Raw genomic sequence first — 19,163 nt, 5'->3', positions numbered from 1 at the left:
CCGGCCGGTCGCCCCTACGCGACATGTAATGAATCCTGTTCCCATTGCATTGGATTTTCAAGGATATAACGGCGAATTTTCAAGAATGATTTTTCGTTCCGAATGATGTGTTCATAATAGTTGCGTTGCCAGACAGGCAGACCCGATGTCAAACATTTTTGATTGATCTGATGTGTAACGGCAGATTTGAATCCGGCAACCAATGCGCCAATTGATTTTGGGGTTGGTCCCGCCGAGATGGTTGTTGTAGGGGCGATCGGCCGGTCGCCCCTACAACGATGAACGTCAAAATTGTCCGTAATGTATACGATTGCATGAAAATGATTAGGCATGACAACATAAACATCCAATTCAATTTCTGCCCGGATTAATGCCGATTTTTTCCATTCATTGACTACGATTTCCCCGTATTCGTTTATTTTCATTTCTCGATTAATAATTTTCCCAAACCTGTTTTCCCGCTGATATGTTACCAGCGTGATGAAATACGCGCCCGACTGGGTATAATCGTAATCTTTCAGGCGGATGGAATGGCGATTTTTGGGGTGTGAAAAGGTCAAATCTTGAATCCTCCAATAAGGCATTTTTAGATCACTTACAGAGATGATTATTGTAGGAGTGATAACTATTCCATTCAATGTAATATGGAATGCATCTTAAATAGAATATTGGATTATCTTTCAAAATGAAATGATAATTCAATATTAAAATAAATACAATAATGTAAGATACTTGTAGAAGGAATCGAGTCTGTTTTTATAATAAATCCGCAATATAACGGATTGGGGATAAGGATTGGGACGGGTCAGGGTAGGGGCGACCGGCCGGTCGCCCCTACCCTGATCATCATTGCCTCTACGACGAATAGATGCCATATTCGTGCAGCGTGTCCCACATTGCGACAATATTTTCCGGAGGAACATTCGCCTGAATATTATGCACTGCGGCAAAGACAAAACCTCCGCCCGGTGCCAAATCGTCGATCCGGCGACGGACATCATCCTTTACATCCTGCACCGAACCGGTCCCCAGCACCCGCTGCGTATCGACGGCGCCGCCCCAGAATGTGAGATCCGCGCCAAATTCCTTTTTCAATTCTGCCGAATCCATCCCGACTGCACTGACCTGCACCGGATTCAGGATGTCCACCCCGACATCAATCAGATCACCAATCACTTTCCGAACTGAGCCGCAGGAATGGAAAAAGATTTTGGCATTGGTTCGAGACTTGATAAAATCGAATAACTTCTTATGGCGTGGTTTAACAAATTTCCGATACGTATTCGGTGAAATCAGCATATTGTTCTGTCCCGCCATATCGTCAGCTTCGACAACCGCATCAGCAAATTCTCCTGCCTCTGCCAGCGCTTTTTCCCAATAAGCCATTTTAAGTTCAACGATTTTATCAAGAAGATACTCCAAACAATCAGAATTGCCGCAAAAATCACGATAACAATTTTCGAATCCGCGCATCCAGGCAGCAAGCTCCAAAATGCCGGCAGACATACTGCTGATGATGACCCCCTGCTTTTTTTCAAAAGCGCCAGTATAGGCTTGCTCCCGCATCCCCTTAAAACGGCCGGTATTCCCCGGATCCGGCCAGGGATAGTGATCGACATCCGCTTTTGTAAAGTCACCTTTCAGAGGATGATCAAACATATCATAGTACAGTCCTCCAATTTTCGGCATCTTCCACCCGATGCCCCATTCGTCATAAAAGTAAGTATATCGATCCATATCCGTTTTAATTTCAAAGTGAAATTTGTCAGAATCATTCGGAACCACAGCGCTGACATCCACACGGAAATGATCCCTCACATCATCATCGACAGTGACAATTTGCTGTACCTGATCACGGATCCTCACATTTGTATCCGGAAGTCCTAAATATCGACGCAATCGGGTATATGCTGATTGGTTAATACTGGTCAGTACGGTAGCGCCCAAGTCAGAAGGGATTAAATCCGGTTCCTGATGGTTCAATGCCATTTGCAGTCGTTCACGTGAGTTCATTTTTCATCATCCTTACTTATTGGTCTCATCTTGAAAAATCATTATTGACCAATTTTTTATCTCTTTTCAATTCTCCGTAAAATTTATCGTATTTAAAAAATGGACAAATTTTTCCTAAGTGTAAATCATTTTCTCAAGAACTGAGCCAACCAGAAACTCTGATCAGCAATTTCAAATATGGAAAGAAATAATTTTAATTGTGTTGTTTGTGCGCGAAGCGGAAAACCAACACAACAATAATTTTTAACACGACAAACTTTCGAATTGCATATTCTGAAAATTTAATTTAAGGGTTTTTGACATAAAAAAAACCCGGCGTAGAAGTTGCTGGGCTTTTTCGAGGAAATAGAATAAACAAATCCTTTATGCTTTCAAAGCTGCTTCGACATAGGAATCGATGTCTTCCGGTTTGTAAGCCGGAGAAAATCTGGCGATAATATTTCCATTTCGGCCAATCAGGAACTTAGTGAAATTCCATTTGATACCGTTACCGGTAAAGCTCTGCGCCAGATCCATCAAGACTTTTTTAAATCCGGCTGCTTCCTCATTTTCTGTCTCATCGGGAGAATTTTCTTTCAGCCAGGTATAGAGCGGATGCTCCTTTTCTCCGTTTACTTCAATTTTTGAAAAAGTTTTAAAAGTTGTCCCATATTTCATCTGGCAGAAACTCTGAATTTCCTCATCGCTTCCTGGTGCCTGATGGAGAAATTGATTGCATGGAAAATCCAATATTTCAAACCCCTGATCCTTATATTTTTTATATAAAGATTCCAGGGCTTCGTATTGCGGGGTATAGCCGCAACCCGTGGCTGTATTGACAATCAACAAGACTTTCCCTGCATATTCAGAGAGAGAGATCTTATTTTTCTGTACATCTAAAACGGAAAAGTCATAAATACCCATCTTCATATCCTTCCTCAGGTACTTTCAACCTGATCAGCGCCGATTTAGCGCCATTTATTTACAACAAGTTATTATTTTGTTTCAAACGGTTCTGCAAAGACCACTCTTCGATAGGCATAACCGCCATCGATGGATTGATCCTCGCAGGTCACAAGAATCAGACAATCTGTTTTTGCCAGTTCATCGAGCTTCTCTACTTCATCCGGAGTAATGCGAATATTTGCATAAACCGCATAGGACAGCATATCGCCGCCAGTTTTTCGTATAAAAATTCGGTCTTTTTGCTGTAAATCCATCAAGAACAGGAACGGACCAGTTTCTCCGGTACTCAAATGGTTATGCGCTGCGATAATCGAAATCCCCTCCCCGGGCAAATTCGAACCTTGCAGCAAACCGGCATCCTTCCCCAGCCAGTCTGCCGCAAACCCTGTATCGGTCAGCGGCAAAGATACAATCTGCGAATTGCTGTCAATAGCCGGAATTTCAATACTCAGACCGAGATTTTGATATTGAATGCCGGAAGGCATATCCGTCAGCGTTGTCAAGCGTCCCGCAGGGAAACCAGTTGAAGGCAGATGATCAAAATCCCAGCGCCAGGCTTTCTGAGGGAATAGCAAAGAATCGTTATATGCTGCAGAAATTTCTGTATTCCCTGATCCACCGATGGTTCCGGGCTCAAGGTTCTTTTGAATTGAATCGACCATCACCGGATCATCCGGTATTACCGCGGCAATAGACGGATTATCAGTTTCAGATATTATTTCATCGTCGGAAAGAGTAACGGGGATTATCTGAGATGGTCGATCCAGCGTTTTATCAGAAAAAACTGTGTGAAAATTCAGACTCTTCCTGGAAACGCCTGATTTTTGATAAGAGACAGTGCTGATTTTCTGTAAAAAAGCGGCCGCATCCAATCCGGAAGCTCCCTGGAAATTACCCTTAACCAGCGCAATCGCGCCTGATACCGCCGGCGCCGCCATGGACGTACCCGATTTTTCGCAATAACCGCTCAGACAGGCTGAGTTGATTTTTGTACCGGGAGCGAGCAGATCGACCAGATTGTTGTAACTGGAAAAATCCGCAATCTTCGGTTTTCCGCCATGATAATCCAGCGCACCAACAGTAAAAGATCCGGAATAACACGCAGGTGCGCTGATCCAGCCATCATACCCTTGTTCAGTACCCGAATTGCCGGCAGCCGTCACAACCGTGATGCCCAGTTCATTCAATTTGCGGAAAAGTGTGGAAATACCCAGTCGATCAGAGTCATCACACACGTCATAATATTCTCCGCTTCCGAGGCTCAGATTGACAGCCGCAATCGGCACACCCTCCTGCGCCAGACCATAAATATAGTCCAGACCTTTCAGATAATCGCTGTCAAACGCAGCGGTAGTTGCCCAGCGCGTCCCACTCTGATCTTTATAAAGATATTGAGAAAAAACTTGTACAGCAATGATATTCGCTTCCGGAGCCATTCCGCCTTTTCCAGCAGCAATACCAGCCACATGCGATCCATGAGTCACAGTTTGCGGATAATCACTATAAGGGTAGGCAGAATCCGCTGTCAGTTTCTGGTCTTTGCAGAGCGAAAGATAATACGCATCATCGCTTCCGGCATCGCCAAATTTGGTTGAAAAGCATTTTTCAAGAATGACTCGATCACCAAATTCCACGTGACTCGCATCCAATCCGGTGTCCAAAATCGCGATTGCAGTACCTTTGCCAGTATATCCGGCTTGATGGAGCCGTGATACTTCGGTTATTTCTTCCGTACCTCCACCCAATGTAAAGGTGTTGAATTCGTTCTCTGTCAGCGTATCACTGATCTCGTTCACACTGTCTGTATTGACACTGATCACTGTGTCTTCGCCTTCTTTCAGTACATTCGCCAGAATATCTCCCCGGATTTGTACAGAAACCAAATTGAGAGCGTTGTAAAAATATACTTCTTCCGTGTCGGACTGTCCAAGCAGCCGTTTCAGATTTTCACGCTCACCCTCCTGATATTTAATAAAGACTTTAAAAGCCTTTGCTTCAGCCGGGGCTGATTTTTCTGATCGGATCTGCGTCACATAAGACAGAAACGCCGCATCTTCAATTTTCGAAAGGTCAGTTGAAGTCAATTCGGAAAAAATGGTCGTATCCATCACAGCAGCCGGTTGCGGTTGATCATCAGCCAACACAGCAGCAAATTCCTGGTCACTGATTTGAACACGATTTTTCATCTCAAATAAAGAATCGACGACAGGTGCTTCCGGTGTCTTTTCTGTATGATTCAATGAGCGTCCGAGAACGCTGATCGATATCAATATGATTAGAACGAGTACAAACAGGAAAATTGCTTTTGGTGGAATCAATCGTTTCATCAGGAGTTTCACTTTCAAAAAAATTGGAAATTTTCCCAGCATTTTTGGCAAAGCATTTTTATTGATTTATTTCTTTTTAATTAAGCAATTATCATGCCATTTTTTTCGTATGTGGCTGTTTGCAGTAATTCGAAATTTTAACCATCCTTTCAAATCACTGGTCTTGACCATTTTTTGTAGTTGAAAGATTGGCTCCAATCAAGTATCGTAATTATAGAACTTATATTCTATTTTGAAAGGAGAGAGGCAAAAAGTCAATGGCACGCACAAAGAACAATTATGACATCGAAACGCTGATTGAGATGCTGGGGAAGCAACTGGACGCTGTTGACCGTCTGACCGATGAATCGCGCCCATTGAATGAGCAATTAAAACTCCTGGATACGCTTGGAAAGACCTGTTCGCGGATTGCGAATCTGATCGAACAGCAGAGAAAACTGGAGGGTGACAATAACAATCAATTGAGCAGCGTTCTTAATCAGGTACTGCGGGAAATTCGAAAAGAGCAATCCATATAAACGGAGGCTGTTTTATTCGGATGTATTCATTTGAGATTCGGAAAACCTTTTAAATAAAGAGAGAAAATTTATTATTGTGTTGTTTTGGGTAGAGCGCAAAATAACGCAACAACAATTAATCCTCCCCGTTTCTCGAATTACTGCAAAAATAAATTCTTATTGAATTGAAAAGATCGGTTTTGTGCTCAAATAGATGAAAAAAAAGGAGGAGAAGCCATGGAGAATGAGTTGTTATATGAACAATTGACCCATACGCTCGATCTGATCCAAAATGAGATCAATGCATTACGGACAGAGATTATTCATCATCGCGAAATGATCGGGCAACATGTTGAAGCGCTCGAAAAGCAGTCTCTGGATCATGAAACGAGATTGCGGGATGCTACCAACGGTGTGACGCAATTCAGGCTATGGAGCACGCTTTCCAACAGCGGATCGGCACTTTTATCCGTTACTGCTCTGATCCGATCCTTTTTTGCATGAAAATCGGAAGTCAGGCAGATCTGGTTTCATCCTTGAAAGAAGCGTTTGCGAACATCACTGTTTTCACGAATTCTTTCTCAGGGATACGGTTGAGAAATTACCAGCGTGATGTCGCAGAAGCGATCGTATCTTCTGTACTTCATCAAGAAGGCGGATCGTTTGTGGTGATGTTTCCGCGCCAGAGCGGCAAGAACGAGCTGCAGGCACAAATAGAAACCTATCTATTGATGTTGTTTTCTCAGAGTGGAGGAGAGATTGTAAAAATCAGCCCGACCTGGAAACCTCAAAGCTTGAATGCCATGCGCAGACTTGAAAGCACGTTACGGCGGAACATCATCACAAAGGATTTGTGGCAAAAGGAATCCGGATATATCTATCGGATCGGGGAAGCCCGCATTCTGTTCCTCAGCGGAGCACCTGAATCGAACATCGTCGGAGCCACTGCCAGTTTGTTGTTGGAGGTAGATGAAGCGCAAGATGTGCTTGCAGCAAAATATGAGCGTGAAATCGCACCTATGGCATCCTCCCGCAACAGCACCCGAGTTTTTTGGGGAACTGCCTGGACAGCCGAAACATTGCTCGCGCGTGAACTTGCAGCAGCCCGAAAATTTGAGCAGGAGTCTTGTCAATCCGGTAACCTGCTGGCACGCCGAGCCTTCTGCATCAACGCGGAAATTGTCGCTGCTGAGGTTCCCGCATATGGCCGCTTTGTACAGGAACAAGTCAGAAAACTGGGGAGACAGCACCCGATGATTCGAACACAATATTTTTGCGAAGAATTTGGAGGAGAAAACCAATTGTTTCATGAAGATCGGATCAAGTCCATGCAAAGTGACCATCCTCCGCGGACGGCACCTCAAGCTTCCGATTGGATTGTCATCCTGGCAGATGTGGCAGGCGCGGATGAAACTTCCGGAAAAACCTTCGGTGAAACTGAGGCTGTCGATCGCCGTGATGCGACAGCTATCACAATATGCAGTATCGCCTATCCGGATGCAAAGTCCGAATTTGCACGCTCAGATTCTGTTCAGCCGGTTTGGTCAGTTCTTCAACGCGTCCTCTGGACAAATCTACCGCTCAGTGAACAATATGTACGCTTGACGGAGATGATCCGCATTTGGGACCCTAAAAGGATCATCATCGATGCTACTGGAATCGGCGCCGGCCTTTCCAGTTTCCTGATACGAACTGTGGGTGCCTCGCGTGTGATTCCGTTTACATTCTCCGCTTCTTCCAAGAGCAAACTTGGCTGGGATTTTCTTGCCTTGATTGATTCCGGTCGATGGCATGAATATTTAACCGCTCTGGACGATTTCGACAAGGAACAATCCGCGCTGCAAACGCTCTTTTTCCAACAATTACGCTCCTGCAGATCCGAAATTCATCCGGGACCTGCCAGAATATTGCGCTGGGGAGTACCGGAGGGTGTTCGAGATCCAGTCAACGGAGATATTGTTCATGACGATCTGGTTTTCAGTGCGGCATTGGCAGCCTGTCTGGATCATGATTTGACCAGCGATGCTTTCGAGACGTTGATTATTCCCGGTTCAGATCCATTAGAGGAAATGGACAAGGGTTTTTAGACTGCAATTCGAAATATAGACAAGATTTTTGGATGGATAGAAAAATGTTGGTGTATTTTTTTTACACAAAACGCAAAACATGACAACAATCAGTATTTTTTCAAATTTCGAATCGCTGGAAGGAGGAGCAATGCAATTTAAAAAACCGTATTCAGGTATCGCGCCGATCACACAAGAATTTGGAGAGAAAATCACCAATCCCGAAGGACACACTGGAATCGATTATGCGCTGTGTTCCGGCACGCCCATTCATGCATCGGAAGCCGGCGCTGTGGCACTAGCTGTTTATAGTACAACTCCATACGGGAATTATGTCATTCTCAACCATGCCGAGGGATTCCAGACACTGTACGCTCACCTTTCAAGGATTCTTATCTCCACAGGCGATCCAGTATCGCAGAATCAGGTCATCGGGTACAGCGGCAACACTGGGAATTCCACCGGTCCGCATCTTCATTTTGAGCTGCGTTATAACAAAACACCAATTAATCCGCAGCCATATCTGGATCAAGCCAATGAAACCGGGCAACTGGCAGCTTCCGATGGGAAAAAGCCCGGATTGGTTCAATGGCAAGTTGTTTGCGATGTATTAAATGTCCGTAGCGGTCCCGGGATTCATTTTCCCATCTGTGGTCAATTAGCAGAAGGTGCAGCAGTTATTGAAGAGGACCGATCGGAATCCTGCTGGATTCAAATCTGCAGCGGGCGTTGGGTAGCAATGAAGTATGATAATGGAATTTTGATGCTGCCTTTGAATGAATGAGCCGCAATGCAAAATTTGGAAATATTTACCGAATTTAAGGAGGAAAATTTACAGGTGGTTTTGCGCGAAGTGTAAAACCACCTGTAAATCATTCTTTCCATATATCGTATTACGAGTGAATGGAGCAGCACAATTCCTACACCGTTTTAGAACGATTGAGCGCCTTCCAAATCATTTTCATGACATCAATAGATTGGACGATGATCAAAATGATCAGAACGAAATGCGGCAATCGATCGAAAAAAGCGATGATCGTTTCTGAAGCTTCGCCAAAAATTGACTGAAAGTGCTGCATATCCAAATCGATCAGGGAAGGCCCGACTAACATTACACAAGCCAGCGCAATAAAACCACTTTCAATAATGCAATAGAGTATTCGCGTTACAGTTTTCCATATTCCTTCGCGGATTAAAACCAGATCTATCACGATTTGCAAGAGGAACAAAATATTAATCCAGGGCAGATATTGGAAAAAAGCCTCTGAAAATCCAGGACAAATAATCCATTTATCACCGCTGACCCATTCAAACTTGGGAAAATCAGGATAAAAGTTAAACAGAATCAGTCCCAATACCGTGAAAAGGACTTCAAAAATCAGTTCTACACGGTTGACTTTATCCGGATCGGAAACCGAGTTCAATTCCTTTGGATCCCATTTCTCTTCTTCCATCTCATACTGCGAAGCTGGCATTGTCCGTTCCAGAATCGCAAAAATCAGAACAATGTTCCCAAAAGCCGAGAGAATCCCTGTCAGGAAATTCATTGTATTCTGTCCGATAATTTTCAAAAACGTTGTCCATGAAAGCGTGTCTTTAGACAGTGCGATCCCCAGACGGACCAACGCGATCACAAACAAGACAGAAAAAACAATCCGCAGCACCAGGGTAAAAAATGGATACATCCGCGGTCCGATCAGATAACGTACCGGTAAATACGATGCAGCCACTTTTGAAGGCGCTCCATACTCTTTCAATACCTCCTGTACGAGTGAATCATCCAAAGGCCTGCCATTCTGTGCTGCACGATCTTCCAGCATATCCTCGATCGTAGAACGGATTTCTTTTTGAATATCTGAACGATTTTTGCGTGGCAGATGTTTGCCAACTTCTTCAATATAACGATCCAAAATGATCATTCCAACTCCTTCAAATTTATCAAAGCATTTTTTGCACGGTACCGACAATCTGATTCCATTCGTTCATCAGACGTACAAGGGCATCTGTGCCGGCAGAACTGATTACATAATAACGACGAGGATGAGCATCATCTTCAATACGCCAGATGGACTGCAACAATCCCTGAGATTCGAGACGACGAAGCAGTGGATACAGCGTCCCCTGATCCATTTCAAAACCCTGATCCGCTAGTCGTTTTAGAAGTGAATAACCATATTGTTCTTCCTTCAACTGACTGAGAACAGCGATTACAATGACACCGCGTCGCAATTCCGATAATATACTTTGTACAGCATCATTATTTTCCATATACCACCTTTTTATTTATATTACTGTATTATACATAGTATGTCAAGGATTAACAGCAATACGAAATACCAAAAGAAACAGGTCGCGTTCTATGCTGCCAGAATTGGTAGTTGTCAGCAATCGATAGAATTGCATACAATCGATTAGAACTAAATTTCTATTTTTTAGGAGGAATATGATGGCAGTCATCAATCCAAAAAAAATCATCCGCGAATGGCTTGGTATTCACGATAATGCTGCAGATCCGGAATTTTTTGTCGGAACATCACCACAAGCATTCCGGGACAGACCCCGATATAACCTGCAGGAGACGATTGAAGACTCACTGACTGCATGGCGGGAGAATCCAATTGCGCGCAGAATCGTCTCCATCACAACGCAATATGTGATCGGTAAGGGCATCCATTTTAAAGCTGAGCAGGAGTCTGATGACCGCTTTCTGCATCAGTTTTGGAATCATCCATTAAACCGCATGGATATCCGTATTCATGAATGGAGTGATGAATTATGCCGCTCCGGAAATCTGTTCATTCTTTTATCCTCAGATCCATCCGGAATGAGTTATGTCCGGGCAGTTCCTGCCAGTCAGATTCAGGAGATAAAATCCCGCGATAACGATCTGGAACAACCGATCAGCTTCGGTATCCTGCAACCGTTCTCCATCAATCAAGTTCCGGACTCATGCAGTTACGGGATCCGCCATTTTCCGGCAGCAGACCGTCTGGATCCGACATTGGAGCCCGCAATGCTGCATTTTACGGTCAACCGACCTGTCGGAGCACAGTGGGGAGAACCGGATCTGTCACCCTTGCTGCGTTGGATCAGCCGGTATTCCAACTGGCTGGAGGATCGGGCGCGGTTAAATCGCTACCGTAACAGTTTCCTGTTCGTCGTTAAGGCACGTTTTGGCAATGAAGCACAGCGTTTACAGCGACAGCAGCAGCTTAATGCAATTCCGCCCGCACCTGGATCCATCCTGGTAACCGGTGAACAAGAAGATTGGTCGGTGCTGTCACCGCAACTTGAAAGCGCTGATGCGAATACTGACGGTCTCGCCATGAAAAAAATGATTGCTGCCGGAGCGGGCATTCCGCTGCATTTTCTGGCTGAACCGGAATCTGAAAATAAAACCAGCGCCGAGTCCGCCGGTGAATCAACGTATCGTCATTTTGAACAAAGGCAGAAATATTTTCTCTGGTTGATCAGCGATCTGCTGCAGCATACGCTGGCACGCCGCGCACAGATTGATCCGCAGATTAATCCTGATTGCAGCATACAGGTTACCGGAGACGACATCAGCGCTGCCGACAATCTGGTTTTAAGCGAAGCAGGCTCAAAAATCGGGGAATTGATGCTGCAACTAACAGACCGTGAGATGATTAGTGACGAAGAAGCGTTGCGTATCATTTACCGCTTTATGGGTGAAAACAAATCCATAAAAGCGATTGGATAGCACGTTCGATGTTATGTGTTTTTGTTCATCGTGCATAAAACACATAACATCAAATTTGTTCTCTTTTCTTTAATTTCGGAGACTGATTGGGCATACATTAATCAACTACAGGAGTTCTCAGCGATCGATTGAGCAGCCCCCATACTATCCAAAATACCGGCGATACAATAATGGTGCTGGATGTAAAAAAAAGCTGGACCGATGCACAAATCAGCGGAGACAGGAAGATGATTCTTTCCGTGGTCTTATTCATTTTCAAAAAGCGCAGGATCTGTGAACTCAATAGGGTCAGATACAGAATCAAACCGATCAGTCCCAGATTTACAAGCAGTGACAAATATTCATTTTCAGCGTGATCAAAAAGTAGCATTTTTTTAAATCGGATCAACATATCCTGTTGATAAGCTGCCGAGAAACGCGGACCGAACGAATCCGGGCCGCTGCCAAGAACAGGATACTGCCGAAAAAGCGCCGGCACGCGTTTCCAGACAAAAAACCGGTTACTGCCGAAGGATTCTTCCATATTGCCATGCAGAACCTGAGTGCCTTCATATATCAACCCATGCTGCGGATTTTTGCCAGCCGGGGAAAAATACAAAAACAAAAGCCCTGCAATCAGACCAACAGCCAGACAGGTTCCAATTATCCTGGAAATCGTTGACGCTTGCAGTGTTAGTTTTTGTCCGAAGTATCGCAGAAGAAAACAGCTCACTGCGCAAATCAATGCCAACAGAATGAAAAGCAGACTCGTTTTCCCGAAGGAAAAACTGAAATGAACAACAGCTCCGTTCGCATATTCCGATCCCAGCATAACCGCAGGTGCCAGCATTTGTTGAAATGCTGCTGTTAAAAAGATGAGACCAAGCGCCACCATGGTGTTACGCATACGCTGCACCGTATTACTGACAAAAGGCAACATCAGGATGAGTCCTGCGCCCAAACCAACCACACCTTGCTGCACACCGGTAAACAACAAGACAAAAATATTCAACAGCAATGGGATGAGCAAAAAGAAACGAGACCTGTTCCGATAAAGGACAAAGGAACAGAAAAAGATCGGCAGCATAATACAGCTCATCCCGGCTGTCGAATCGATATTGCCGACCGTTCCGATAAACATTCGGGTTAAATCACTGACCAGATAACAGGTACCTGCCGGAAACAGTGTAAAAGGATTTTTTCCGGTATATTGCAGGATTGATATTACGCCCATGAACGTTGAGGAACACCACAATGCGCACAGCAGCGTCCAATGGAAACTTCCAAATACGGATATTGCCAGAAATGTCAACCAGTACAACAGCTTTGTTTGCAATCCTTCAAAACGGACAAAACCATTCCACACCATGGACTTGTCAGGCGCAAGAGCAGCAGAGATACTCGCAACGATCATCAAGCAAAAAATTGCTTTTTGCGGGATGTCAGTACTACGCCAGATTTTTCCCGGAATCTTTCGAAACGGGGGAACCACCCAGACTCGCTTCAAAACGAGAAGGATGCAAATCATCAGCAGAAGGATCAGATAACCGACAGTCAAATTGAAAAAAAAGTTGTATTTTGCCTGTAATATCGCAGTGAATCCAAAATTATCAAAGTAAACCGGGAATAATCCCAGCATGATCAGCATATAGATCCGTGTCAGCCATTTCGGCAGATACAGCCAATAATTATTTTTCATTCGTTTCGTTTGATTTTTTTCTTCCCTATGCGATTGCTTTTTTTTCATTCGCTTAACTCCGATGATTTAACGAATCGATAAATTTCAACATTTTTCATATTAAGAACTTATTACTTCTCTGCACATTGACTGTGATCCGGAATCAGGTGATTCATCGGATCAGTCGGAAAAATTTGCTTTTCATTTGTTTCTGCATGGAGCGTAAAAATAAGGCAACGGCAAATAATTCTATTCATATTTCCAATCGCAGCTCGAACTACTGTTTCACTGTAATTCAAACCATAAGAACACCATTATTTCTTTCTTTATTTGAAAAGTCAATCCATATTTCGAACTGCTGGTTTATTGAAATTTTTTTCGTAATTTGTTGTAATTATAGTGTAGCTTTTGTGACCAATCTTAAATATTGGATGTGTGATATTCTTCATCTGGTGTTCGAAATATGGACATGCTTTTCGATTAGCGAGAGAAAATATATTGATATGTTGATTTTGCGCTTTGTGCCAAAGATTTATATAATGAATCAATCATGGATTAATCAGTCATTGATATGAGGGCGTCATCTCGACAATCTGTCATTGCGAGGAGGGTATTGCCCGACGAAGCAATCTCTTTCCGGATGGCGCTCTGTCCTACATGTTCAGGTGAGATTGCCACGCCTCGACGGGGCTCGCAATGACAGGTTTCATCTAGCAATTCCTATGAAAATAGAATCCTATTTTCATTATTGGATGTGTAATATTTTTCATCTGGTGTTCGAAATATAGACTTGTTATTCGGATCAATTGAGGAATACTTGCTGCAGTGATGTTTTTGCGCAAAGCGCAAAGCCATCACTACAACAAAGGATCCTCCACATATTATAAATTGCTGATTCCAGATATAAATTCAAATTTTGAATAACAACGTTTACGTTCAAGTGATATAAAAATCAAAAGCCCTTTTCTCATAGGTTGAGAGGGAGAAATTCTTATTAATATTTTGGCACAAAACTTGAATTATGGCATATTAATTGCGCTATTCCTAGTAATTGAGTTTGGTATTAATAGACAAGCTGAGGAAAGAAAATACCGCAACATAAATACGAGTGAAATTTAGCTTATCTTCTTAGGAGTTCCATCATGAAAAATCGTCTGTTCCTGGTACTTTTTACGCTTTTGTTTTATTTCGCTTTGACATCAACGGTCATGGCTGACGCCGATTGCAGCCTTCCTGGCGGATGTACAACAAGCCTTACGATCACAAATAAGTCGCCGTCAGTTCCAATATTATATGACGGCACAAATGATTGGGCTTCGCCAGGAAATATCGGGAATTATTTTGATTTTACAGCTGAATTTTATGAATATGCAACTCCGGCTAATGTCACTATAAGTACACCTCCCGATCTTAATCTTTCAGACCTGACTTTTTCCTGTTCTACTTCATTAGTCGATCCCTATGTCAATGGTTGCACCAATGCGATCGACGCAGGGTCTTATTATCTGAGAGCGGTACTTCCGGCATCACCGGCTGATTTTACAGCAGGCGGAGCTGAAGGCGGATACGAAGAGGCCATATTTATCGATTGGCCCTTTACAATTGAACCGTTAACTCCGACTGTTACCTGGGCGGCTTCGCCGGCAAACTTTGTTTTTGACGGGACAGTAAAACCAGTAACTGCAACTGTTGATTCCAACAGCGTTGTATCTGCTGATCTTGCCACAATTCAGGCAAATTTTGATCATTTTTTGTTCTACTATTCGACCTATCCTACTTTAACGACAACAGCCGACAATGGATCAGATTCTGAAGGGACGGCGCCAAAGTATGTTCTACGGGATGGAGATGTAGCAAGTCCTTATAATGTTCAAGCCTCCTATTCACCAAGTTCAGATCCTGCAGCAAGCCCATGGAATCTGGCGACGCCCTCGAATTATACAGCAGTCACCTATGAGCATTGGTTAACAATTTCACCCAACCAGCTTACTGTGGAATGGGCAACGCCATCCAACATTTCAGTCGTCTACAACGGATTGGCTCACCACGAATTGGAAACTCTGGATTCGTTGTCGATTACATCAGACCCGGTAATAACGAATAATATCGATTTTGATCCACAATATACCTATTATCCCTATGATGGAACGACCTGCGGTTCCATCAGTCTGGCAGGTGCTCCAGTCAATACGGGATCATACTGTGTGCATGCATCGGTTGCTGATGACGCCTCACCTCAGATCAATTATCTGGGCGATACAACCGATCAGCCGGTTATCCTGACCATCACACCCAATCAGATTACTGTTGATTGGGCATCTTCGGATGCAGTAAGTTTTGTATACGACGGGGAACCTCATGACGAGCTGGAAGACAGCGTCACCTATCCAATTACAGTCACCAGTACTCCGGAAATTTCCGGTTTCTCAGCAACTCCCGGTTACTCTTATTATTCGTATGATGGATCGGTCTGTGATACAACCCCGATTGGATCGGCTCCAACGGATGCCGGTACATATTGTGTGATAGCGGAAATCCCGGATGACCCCTCCGGCAATGAAAACTATTTGGGTGGTGTCACAGATCCTGCAAGATTATTGACTATCACTCCCAATCAGTTATCCGTTGAATGGGCGTCTCCGTCTGAACTGATCGTTCCTTACAATGGACTGCCGCATCCGGAGCTGGAGGACAGTACATCGCATCCGTTAAATGTCGCCGGAAATCCTGCCATCACCGGACTGGTCTACGACGCACCGACCTATTCATACTATGACTATGCAGGTGATTCTTCCTGCGATACAACTCCGCTTTCCGGCGCCCCCATACTGGTCGGTTCCTACTGCGTGACTGCCACCATTCCAGATGATACCAACGGGAATTTCCTGGGTGATACTACAAATCCGGCAAAACTGCTGACCATTGAACCAATTTCTGACCTGGCGATCGATTTTACGACACTATCGCGTACCGAACCCTACACCGGAAATCCGATACCCTGGCTTGAATCGGATCTTTACCTGTACAGGACATCGCTGGCAACTCCGGCCAATCTGGTAACCTTGCTGGATTCCGACATCGTTACCTTCAATTACTATACGGATCCTGGATTGAGCAGCCCTGCCAATTTCGATGCAGAAGCTGTCAGCAAAGTCGGCAACGTCCCGGTTGATGCCGGTACCTATTATGTCACTGCGGAAATCGCAGAAAATGAAAATCATAACGGTGATCTGTCCGAATTAAGCGCCATGCTGGAGATCACACCGGCTGAAACGGAACTGAAGGCGACCTGGCCTGAAGATAATGTATTGCGAATCGCCATTACCGTCGACAATCAGATCCCCGGTTCTGGCAGTCCGATTTCCGGCACGGTCTGTCTATTCAGTGACGCTGCGATGAGTCCGGAAAATCAAATTGCCTGTCAGGAGGTTTCCGGTTTGATTCCGCTGACAGTCGTGTTCGAAAACCTTCCGGATGGCATCAATCCGTTTTACGCGAAATTCACCTCAACCAGCCCGAATTTCGGCGATTCAGACGGATCTTTCGTCCCGGGTGAGAATACATTCTTCTTTACAGTGACCTATGACGGAAACGGTGCAGACTCTGGAACCGTACCGGTCGATACAACAGGATATGTGCTGGATCAACCAGTAACCGTTTCCGGTAATACTGGTCTGCTTGGACGCAGCGGGTATTTCTTCGGCGGATGGTATATCGAAACCGATCCGGACACAATATACGGTCCCGAATATATACCAACATTTGAGATTACTTCCGATATCACTCTGCTTGCAAAATGGGGACATGGCATCGTCTATGATCCGGGAACACTGACAGAAAGCGGTACTGCTCCGACCGACAACAAGAATCCGTACGATCCAGGTGAATCTTTTACAATTCTCAACAATAACTCTGTCGATCCGCTGATCCGTACTGGTTATCATTTTCAGAAATGGAATACCAGCCCGGATGGATATTCAGGTGACGACTACCTCATCGGAAGAACGTATCCATTCACATTTGATACCAATCTGGTCCTCTATCCGCATTGGGAAGCGAATTTCCCGCGTCCGGATGGAGAACCGGGGCAGGAAGGCTGGTATGTTATTGGCAATCCAAGAATTCCGGGAAGGCAGGAAGAACAAGATCCATTTCGGCCGCACATGCCAAATACCGGATTCTCGACCAGGAATATGACATTATTGCGCCCGCAACCAGCAGCCCTGGCTTACAGTACGCTTGACATCGCGATTGAAATTCCAGTGCTGGATGTCCAAACAGAGTTGGTCTCTGTTCCGGAAGAAGGCGGAAGCTGGGCAGTGGATTGGCTGGGTGCCCGCGCCGGTCTGCTGGAAGGCAGTGTCCTTCCCGGACAGGGTATCAGTTACATAGCCGCGCATAATCATCTGAACAATCTCGAAGCCGGCCCGTTCCTCTTCCTTTTGGATTTGAAAGAAAACGATCGTATCTTTGTTCGTAACGGTGATGAACTGCTCACGTATACGGTTTATGCCAATGAACTGTTTGAGCCGGATGATTTTGATCTCGTTGAACAGAAAGCATCCGAATTTGAGAACTCGGTAGTTCTGATCACCTGTGAAAATGAATCGACCGATGGCGGATATCTCAATCGGCGCGTCGTGTTTGCCAAACCGCTGTAAAATAATTATTCTTAATGATAAAAGCGCGATATGGCAACTGCCGTATCGCGTTTTTATTTAGGTATTAATGAAATCCCTCACTTGCATAGCGTAGGGAGAATAGAATCCTTAACTGAAGACATATACAGAGTATGGTTAATGGAATGCCCGGCACAAACCGACCTGTCATTGCGAGGAGGGCGTCAGCCCGACGTGGCAATCTTTACTAACAGGCTAGGAGATTGCTTCACCCCTGCGGAGATTCGCAATGACATGGTAATTACAATGACAAAGACTGCGGGGTACACACCGACCTGTCATTGCGAGGAGGGCCTCAGCCCAACGTGGCAATCTTTACTAACAGGCTAGGAGATTGCTTCACCCCTGCGGGGATTCGAAATGACATGGTAATAACAATGACAAAGACTGCGGGGTACACACCGACCTGTCATTGCGAGGAGGGTGTCAGCCCGACGTGGCAATCTTTACTAACAGGCAAGGAGATTGCTTCACCCCTGCGGGGATTCGCCCCAACAGGGTAATAACAATGTCAAAGACTGCGGGGTACACACCGACCTGTCATTGCGAGGAGGGCATCAGCCCGACGTGGCAATCTTTACTAACAGGCCAGGAGATTGCTTCACCCCTGCGGGGGTTCGTCCCAACAGGGTAATAACAATGACAAAGACTGCGGGGTACACACCGACCTGTCATTGCGAGGAGGGCGTCAGCCCGACGTGGCAATCTTTACTAACAGGCTAGGAGATTGCTTCACCCCTGCGGGGATTCGCAATGACAGAGTAATTACAATGACAAAGACTGCGGGGTACACACCGACCTGTCATTGCGAGGAGGGCCTCAGCCCGACGTGGCAATCTTTACTAACAGGCTAGGAGATTGCTTCACCCCTGCGGGGATTCGAAATGACATGGTAATAACAATGACAAAGACTGCGGGGTACACACCGACCTGTCATTGCGAGGAGGGTGTCAGCCCGACGTGGCAATCTATTCATATGATTCAATCCAGGTGAAAAATCTATCAACAGTTGTTTCTCGGTAATGCGAAATTCAAAAAGCCCTTATAAGAAAAGAGAGAAAATAAATAATCGGGTTGTTTTTGAGCAAACGATAAAGCATCATAATCAACATGGATTTTTCCATAATTCATGATTATGCAACCCTTTTTCTGTAAATTAGAGTCTGAAATATCCATAGATCTTTAAGAATTCATAAACTTGCCAGTACAAAAATGTTTTCCGATCTGCCATTCTTCGCAGGTCTCCATCAGTAATGCC

13 protein-coding genes are annotated in these 19,163 nt (G+C 44.7%); 6 read left to right on the top strand and 7 right to left on the bottom strand.

The genetic code is table 11. From position 1 onward, the window contains the following. Positions 1–14 precede the first annotated feature (14 nt). From ATC1_RS05110 to ATC1_RS05095, 4 genes are all read right to left on the bottom strand, one after another. Complete coding sequence (locus tag ATC1_RS05110) at positions 15–584, bottom strand: transposase (protein ID WP_062279027.1); 570 nt, start codon at positions 582–584, stop codon at positions 15–17. 271 nt (positions 585–855) lie between these two features. Next, positions 856–2,013, bottom strand: coding sequence for a uroporphyrinogen decarboxylase family protein (locus tag ATC1_RS05105; protein WP_201777243.1), 1,158 nt, complete (start codon positions 2,011–2,013; stop codon positions 856–858). Positions 2,014–2,376: 363 nt separating this feature from the next. After that, entirely contained in the window at positions 2,377–2,916 is a 540-nt protein-coding gene (locus ATC1_RS05100; RefSeq protein WP_062279025.1) for a glutathione peroxidase, read from the bottom strand. A gap of 71 nt (positions 2,917–2,987) precedes the next feature. Beyond that, complete coding sequence (locus tag ATC1_RS05095; protein ID WP_172667721.1) at positions 2,988–5,285, bottom strand: sortase; 2,298 nt, start codon at positions 5,283–5,285, stop codon at positions 2,988–2,990. 257 nt (positions 5,286–5,542) lie between these two features. Here ATC1_RS05095 and ATC1_RS05090 point away from each other — a divergent pair, with 257 nt between their 5' ends. From ATC1_RS05090 to ATC1_RS05075, 4 genes are all read left to right on the top strand, one after another. Next, positions 5,543–5,803 carry a hypothetical protein gene (locus ATC1_RS05090; protein ID WP_062279021.1) on the top strand — a complete coding sequence of 87 codons (261 nt, stop codon included), beginning with the start codon at positions 5,543–5,545 and terminating at the stop codon, positions 5,801–5,803. A 216-nt stretch (positions 5,804–6,019) separates the two neighbouring features. After that, a complete protein-coding gene (locus ATC1_RS05085) occupies positions 6,020–6,286 on the top strand; it encodes a hypothetical protein (RefSeq protein WP_062279019.1) in 267 nt (88 codons plus the stop codon). Then, on the top strand, positions 6,283–7,869 hold the full coding sequence (locus ATC1_RS05080) for a hypothetical protein (RefSeq protein ID WP_062279018.1): 1,587 nt from the start codon (positions 6,283–6,285) through the stop codon (positions 7,867–7,869). Before ATC1_RS05085 ends, ATC1_RS05080 begins: the two co-directional genes overlap by 4 nt. 130 nt (positions 7,870–7,999) lie before the next feature. After that, positions 8,000–8,632 (top strand): M23 family metallopeptidase, encoded by a 633-nt coding sequence (locus ATC1_RS05075; RefSeq protein ID WP_062279016.1) that lies wholly within the window; start codon positions 8,000–8,002, stop codon positions 8,630–8,632. 136 nt (positions 8,633–8,768) lie between these two features. On the opposite strand, the gene ATC1_RS05070 is transcribed toward ATC1_RS05075, so the two are convergent. Both ATC1_RS05070 and ATC1_RS05065 read right to left on the bottom strand, forming a co-directional pair. After that, on the bottom strand, positions 8,769–9,767 hold the full coding sequence (locus ATC1_RS05070) for an HAAS signaling domain-containing protein (RefSeq protein WP_062279014.1): 999 nt from the start codon (positions 9,765–9,767) through the stop codon (positions 8,769–8,771). A gap of 19 nt (positions 9,768–9,786) precedes the next feature. Further along, the gene (locus tag ATC1_RS05065; RefSeq protein ID WP_062279013.1) at positions 9,787–10,116 is read right to left on the bottom strand and encodes a PadR family transcriptional regulator; all 330 of its coding nucleotides are present in this window, start codon (positions 10,114–10,116) and stop codon (positions 9,787–9,789) included. A 175-nt stretch (positions 10,117–10,291) separates the two neighbouring features. Between ATC1_RS05065 and ATC1_RS05060 the strand changes: the two genes are divergently transcribed. Next, the gene (locus ATC1_RS05060) at positions 10,292–11,569 is read left to right on the top strand and encodes a hypothetical protein (protein ID WP_152024236.1); all 1,278 of its coding nucleotides are present in this window, start codon (positions 10,292–10,294) and stop codon (positions 11,567–11,569) included. A 97-nt stretch (positions 11,570–11,666) separates the two neighbouring features. On the opposite strand, the gene ATC1_RS05055 is transcribed toward ATC1_RS05060, so the two are convergent. Continuing rightward, positions 11,667–13,295 carry an O-antigen ligase family protein gene (locus ATC1_RS05055; RefSeq protein ID WP_062279009.1) on the bottom strand — a complete coding sequence of 543 codons (1,629 nt, stop codon included), beginning with the start codon at positions 13,293–13,295 and terminating at the stop codon, positions 11,667–11,669. A gap of 1,073 nt (positions 13,296–14,368) precedes the next feature. On the opposite strand from ATC1_RS05055, the gene ATC1_RS05050 reads away from it, so the two are divergent. Beyond that, complete coding sequence (locus tag ATC1_RS05050; RefSeq protein ID WP_062279007.1) at positions 14,369–17,887, top strand: sortase domain-containing protein; 3,519 nt, start codon at positions 14,369–14,371, stop codon at positions 17,885–17,887. Positions 17,888–19,163 lie beyond the last annotated feature (1,276 nt).

This window comes from Flexilinea flocculi, from assembly GCF_001192795.1.
GTDB lineage: Bacteria > Chloroflexota > Anaerolineae > Anaerolineales > Anaerolineaceae > Flexilinea > Flexilinea flocculi.
The sequence above is the reverse complement of the archived record's forward strand: the minus strand, read 5'-3'. Positions and strand labels throughout refer to the sequence as shown.

Bases quoted from the DNA above. Each gene is read 5' to 3' on its own strand.
- ATC1_RS05110 (WP_062279027.1), bottom strand. From the start codon at position 584: ATGCCTTATTGGAGGATTCAAGATTTGACCTTTTCACACCCCAAAAAT.
- ATC1_RS05105 (WP_201777243.1), bottom strand. From the start codon at position 2,013: ATGAACTCACGTGAACGACTGCAAATGGCATTGAACCATCAGGAACCG.
- ATC1_RS05100 (WP_062279025.1), bottom strand. From the start codon at position 2,916: ATGGGTATTTATGACTTTTCCGTTTTAGATGTACAGAAAAATAAGATC.
- ATC1_RS05095 (WP_172667721.1), bottom strand. From the start codon at position 5,285: ATGAAACGATTGATTCCACCAAAAGCAATTTTCCTGTTTGTACTCGTT.
- ATC1_RS05090 (WP_062279021.1), top strand. From the start codon at position 5,543: ATGGCACGCACAAAGAACAATTATGACATCGAAACGCTGATTGAGATG.
- ATC1_RS05085 (WP_062279019.1), top strand. From the start codon at position 6,020: ATGGAGAATGAGTTGTTATATGAACAATTGACCCATACGCTCGATCTG.
- ATC1_RS05080 (WP_062279018.1), top strand. From the start codon at position 6,283: ATGAAAATCGGAAGTCAGGCAGATCTGGTTTCATCCTTGAAAGAAGCG.
- ATC1_RS05075 (WP_062279016.1), top strand. From the start codon at position 8,000: ATGCAATTTAAAAAACCGTATTCAGGTATCGCGCCGATCACACAAGAA.
- ATC1_RS05070 (WP_062279014.1), bottom strand. From the start codon at position 9,767: ATGATCATTTTGGATCGTTATATTGAAGAAGTTGGCAAACATCTGCCA.
- ATC1_RS05065 (WP_062279013.1), bottom strand. From the start codon at position 10,116: ATGGAAAATAATGATGCTGTACAAAGTATATTATCGGAATTGCGACGC.
- ATC1_RS05060 (WP_152024236.1), top strand. From the start codon at position 10,292: ATGATGGCAGTCATCAATCCAAAAAAAATCATCCGCGAATGGCTTGGT.
- ATC1_RS05055 (WP_062279009.1), bottom strand. From the start codon at position 13,295: ATGAAAAAAAAGCAATCGCATAGGGAAGAAAAAAATCAAACGAAACGA.
- ATC1_RS05050 (WP_062279007.1), top strand. From the start codon at position 14,369: ATGAAAAATCGTCTGTTCCTGGTACTTTTTACGCTTTTGTTTTATTTC.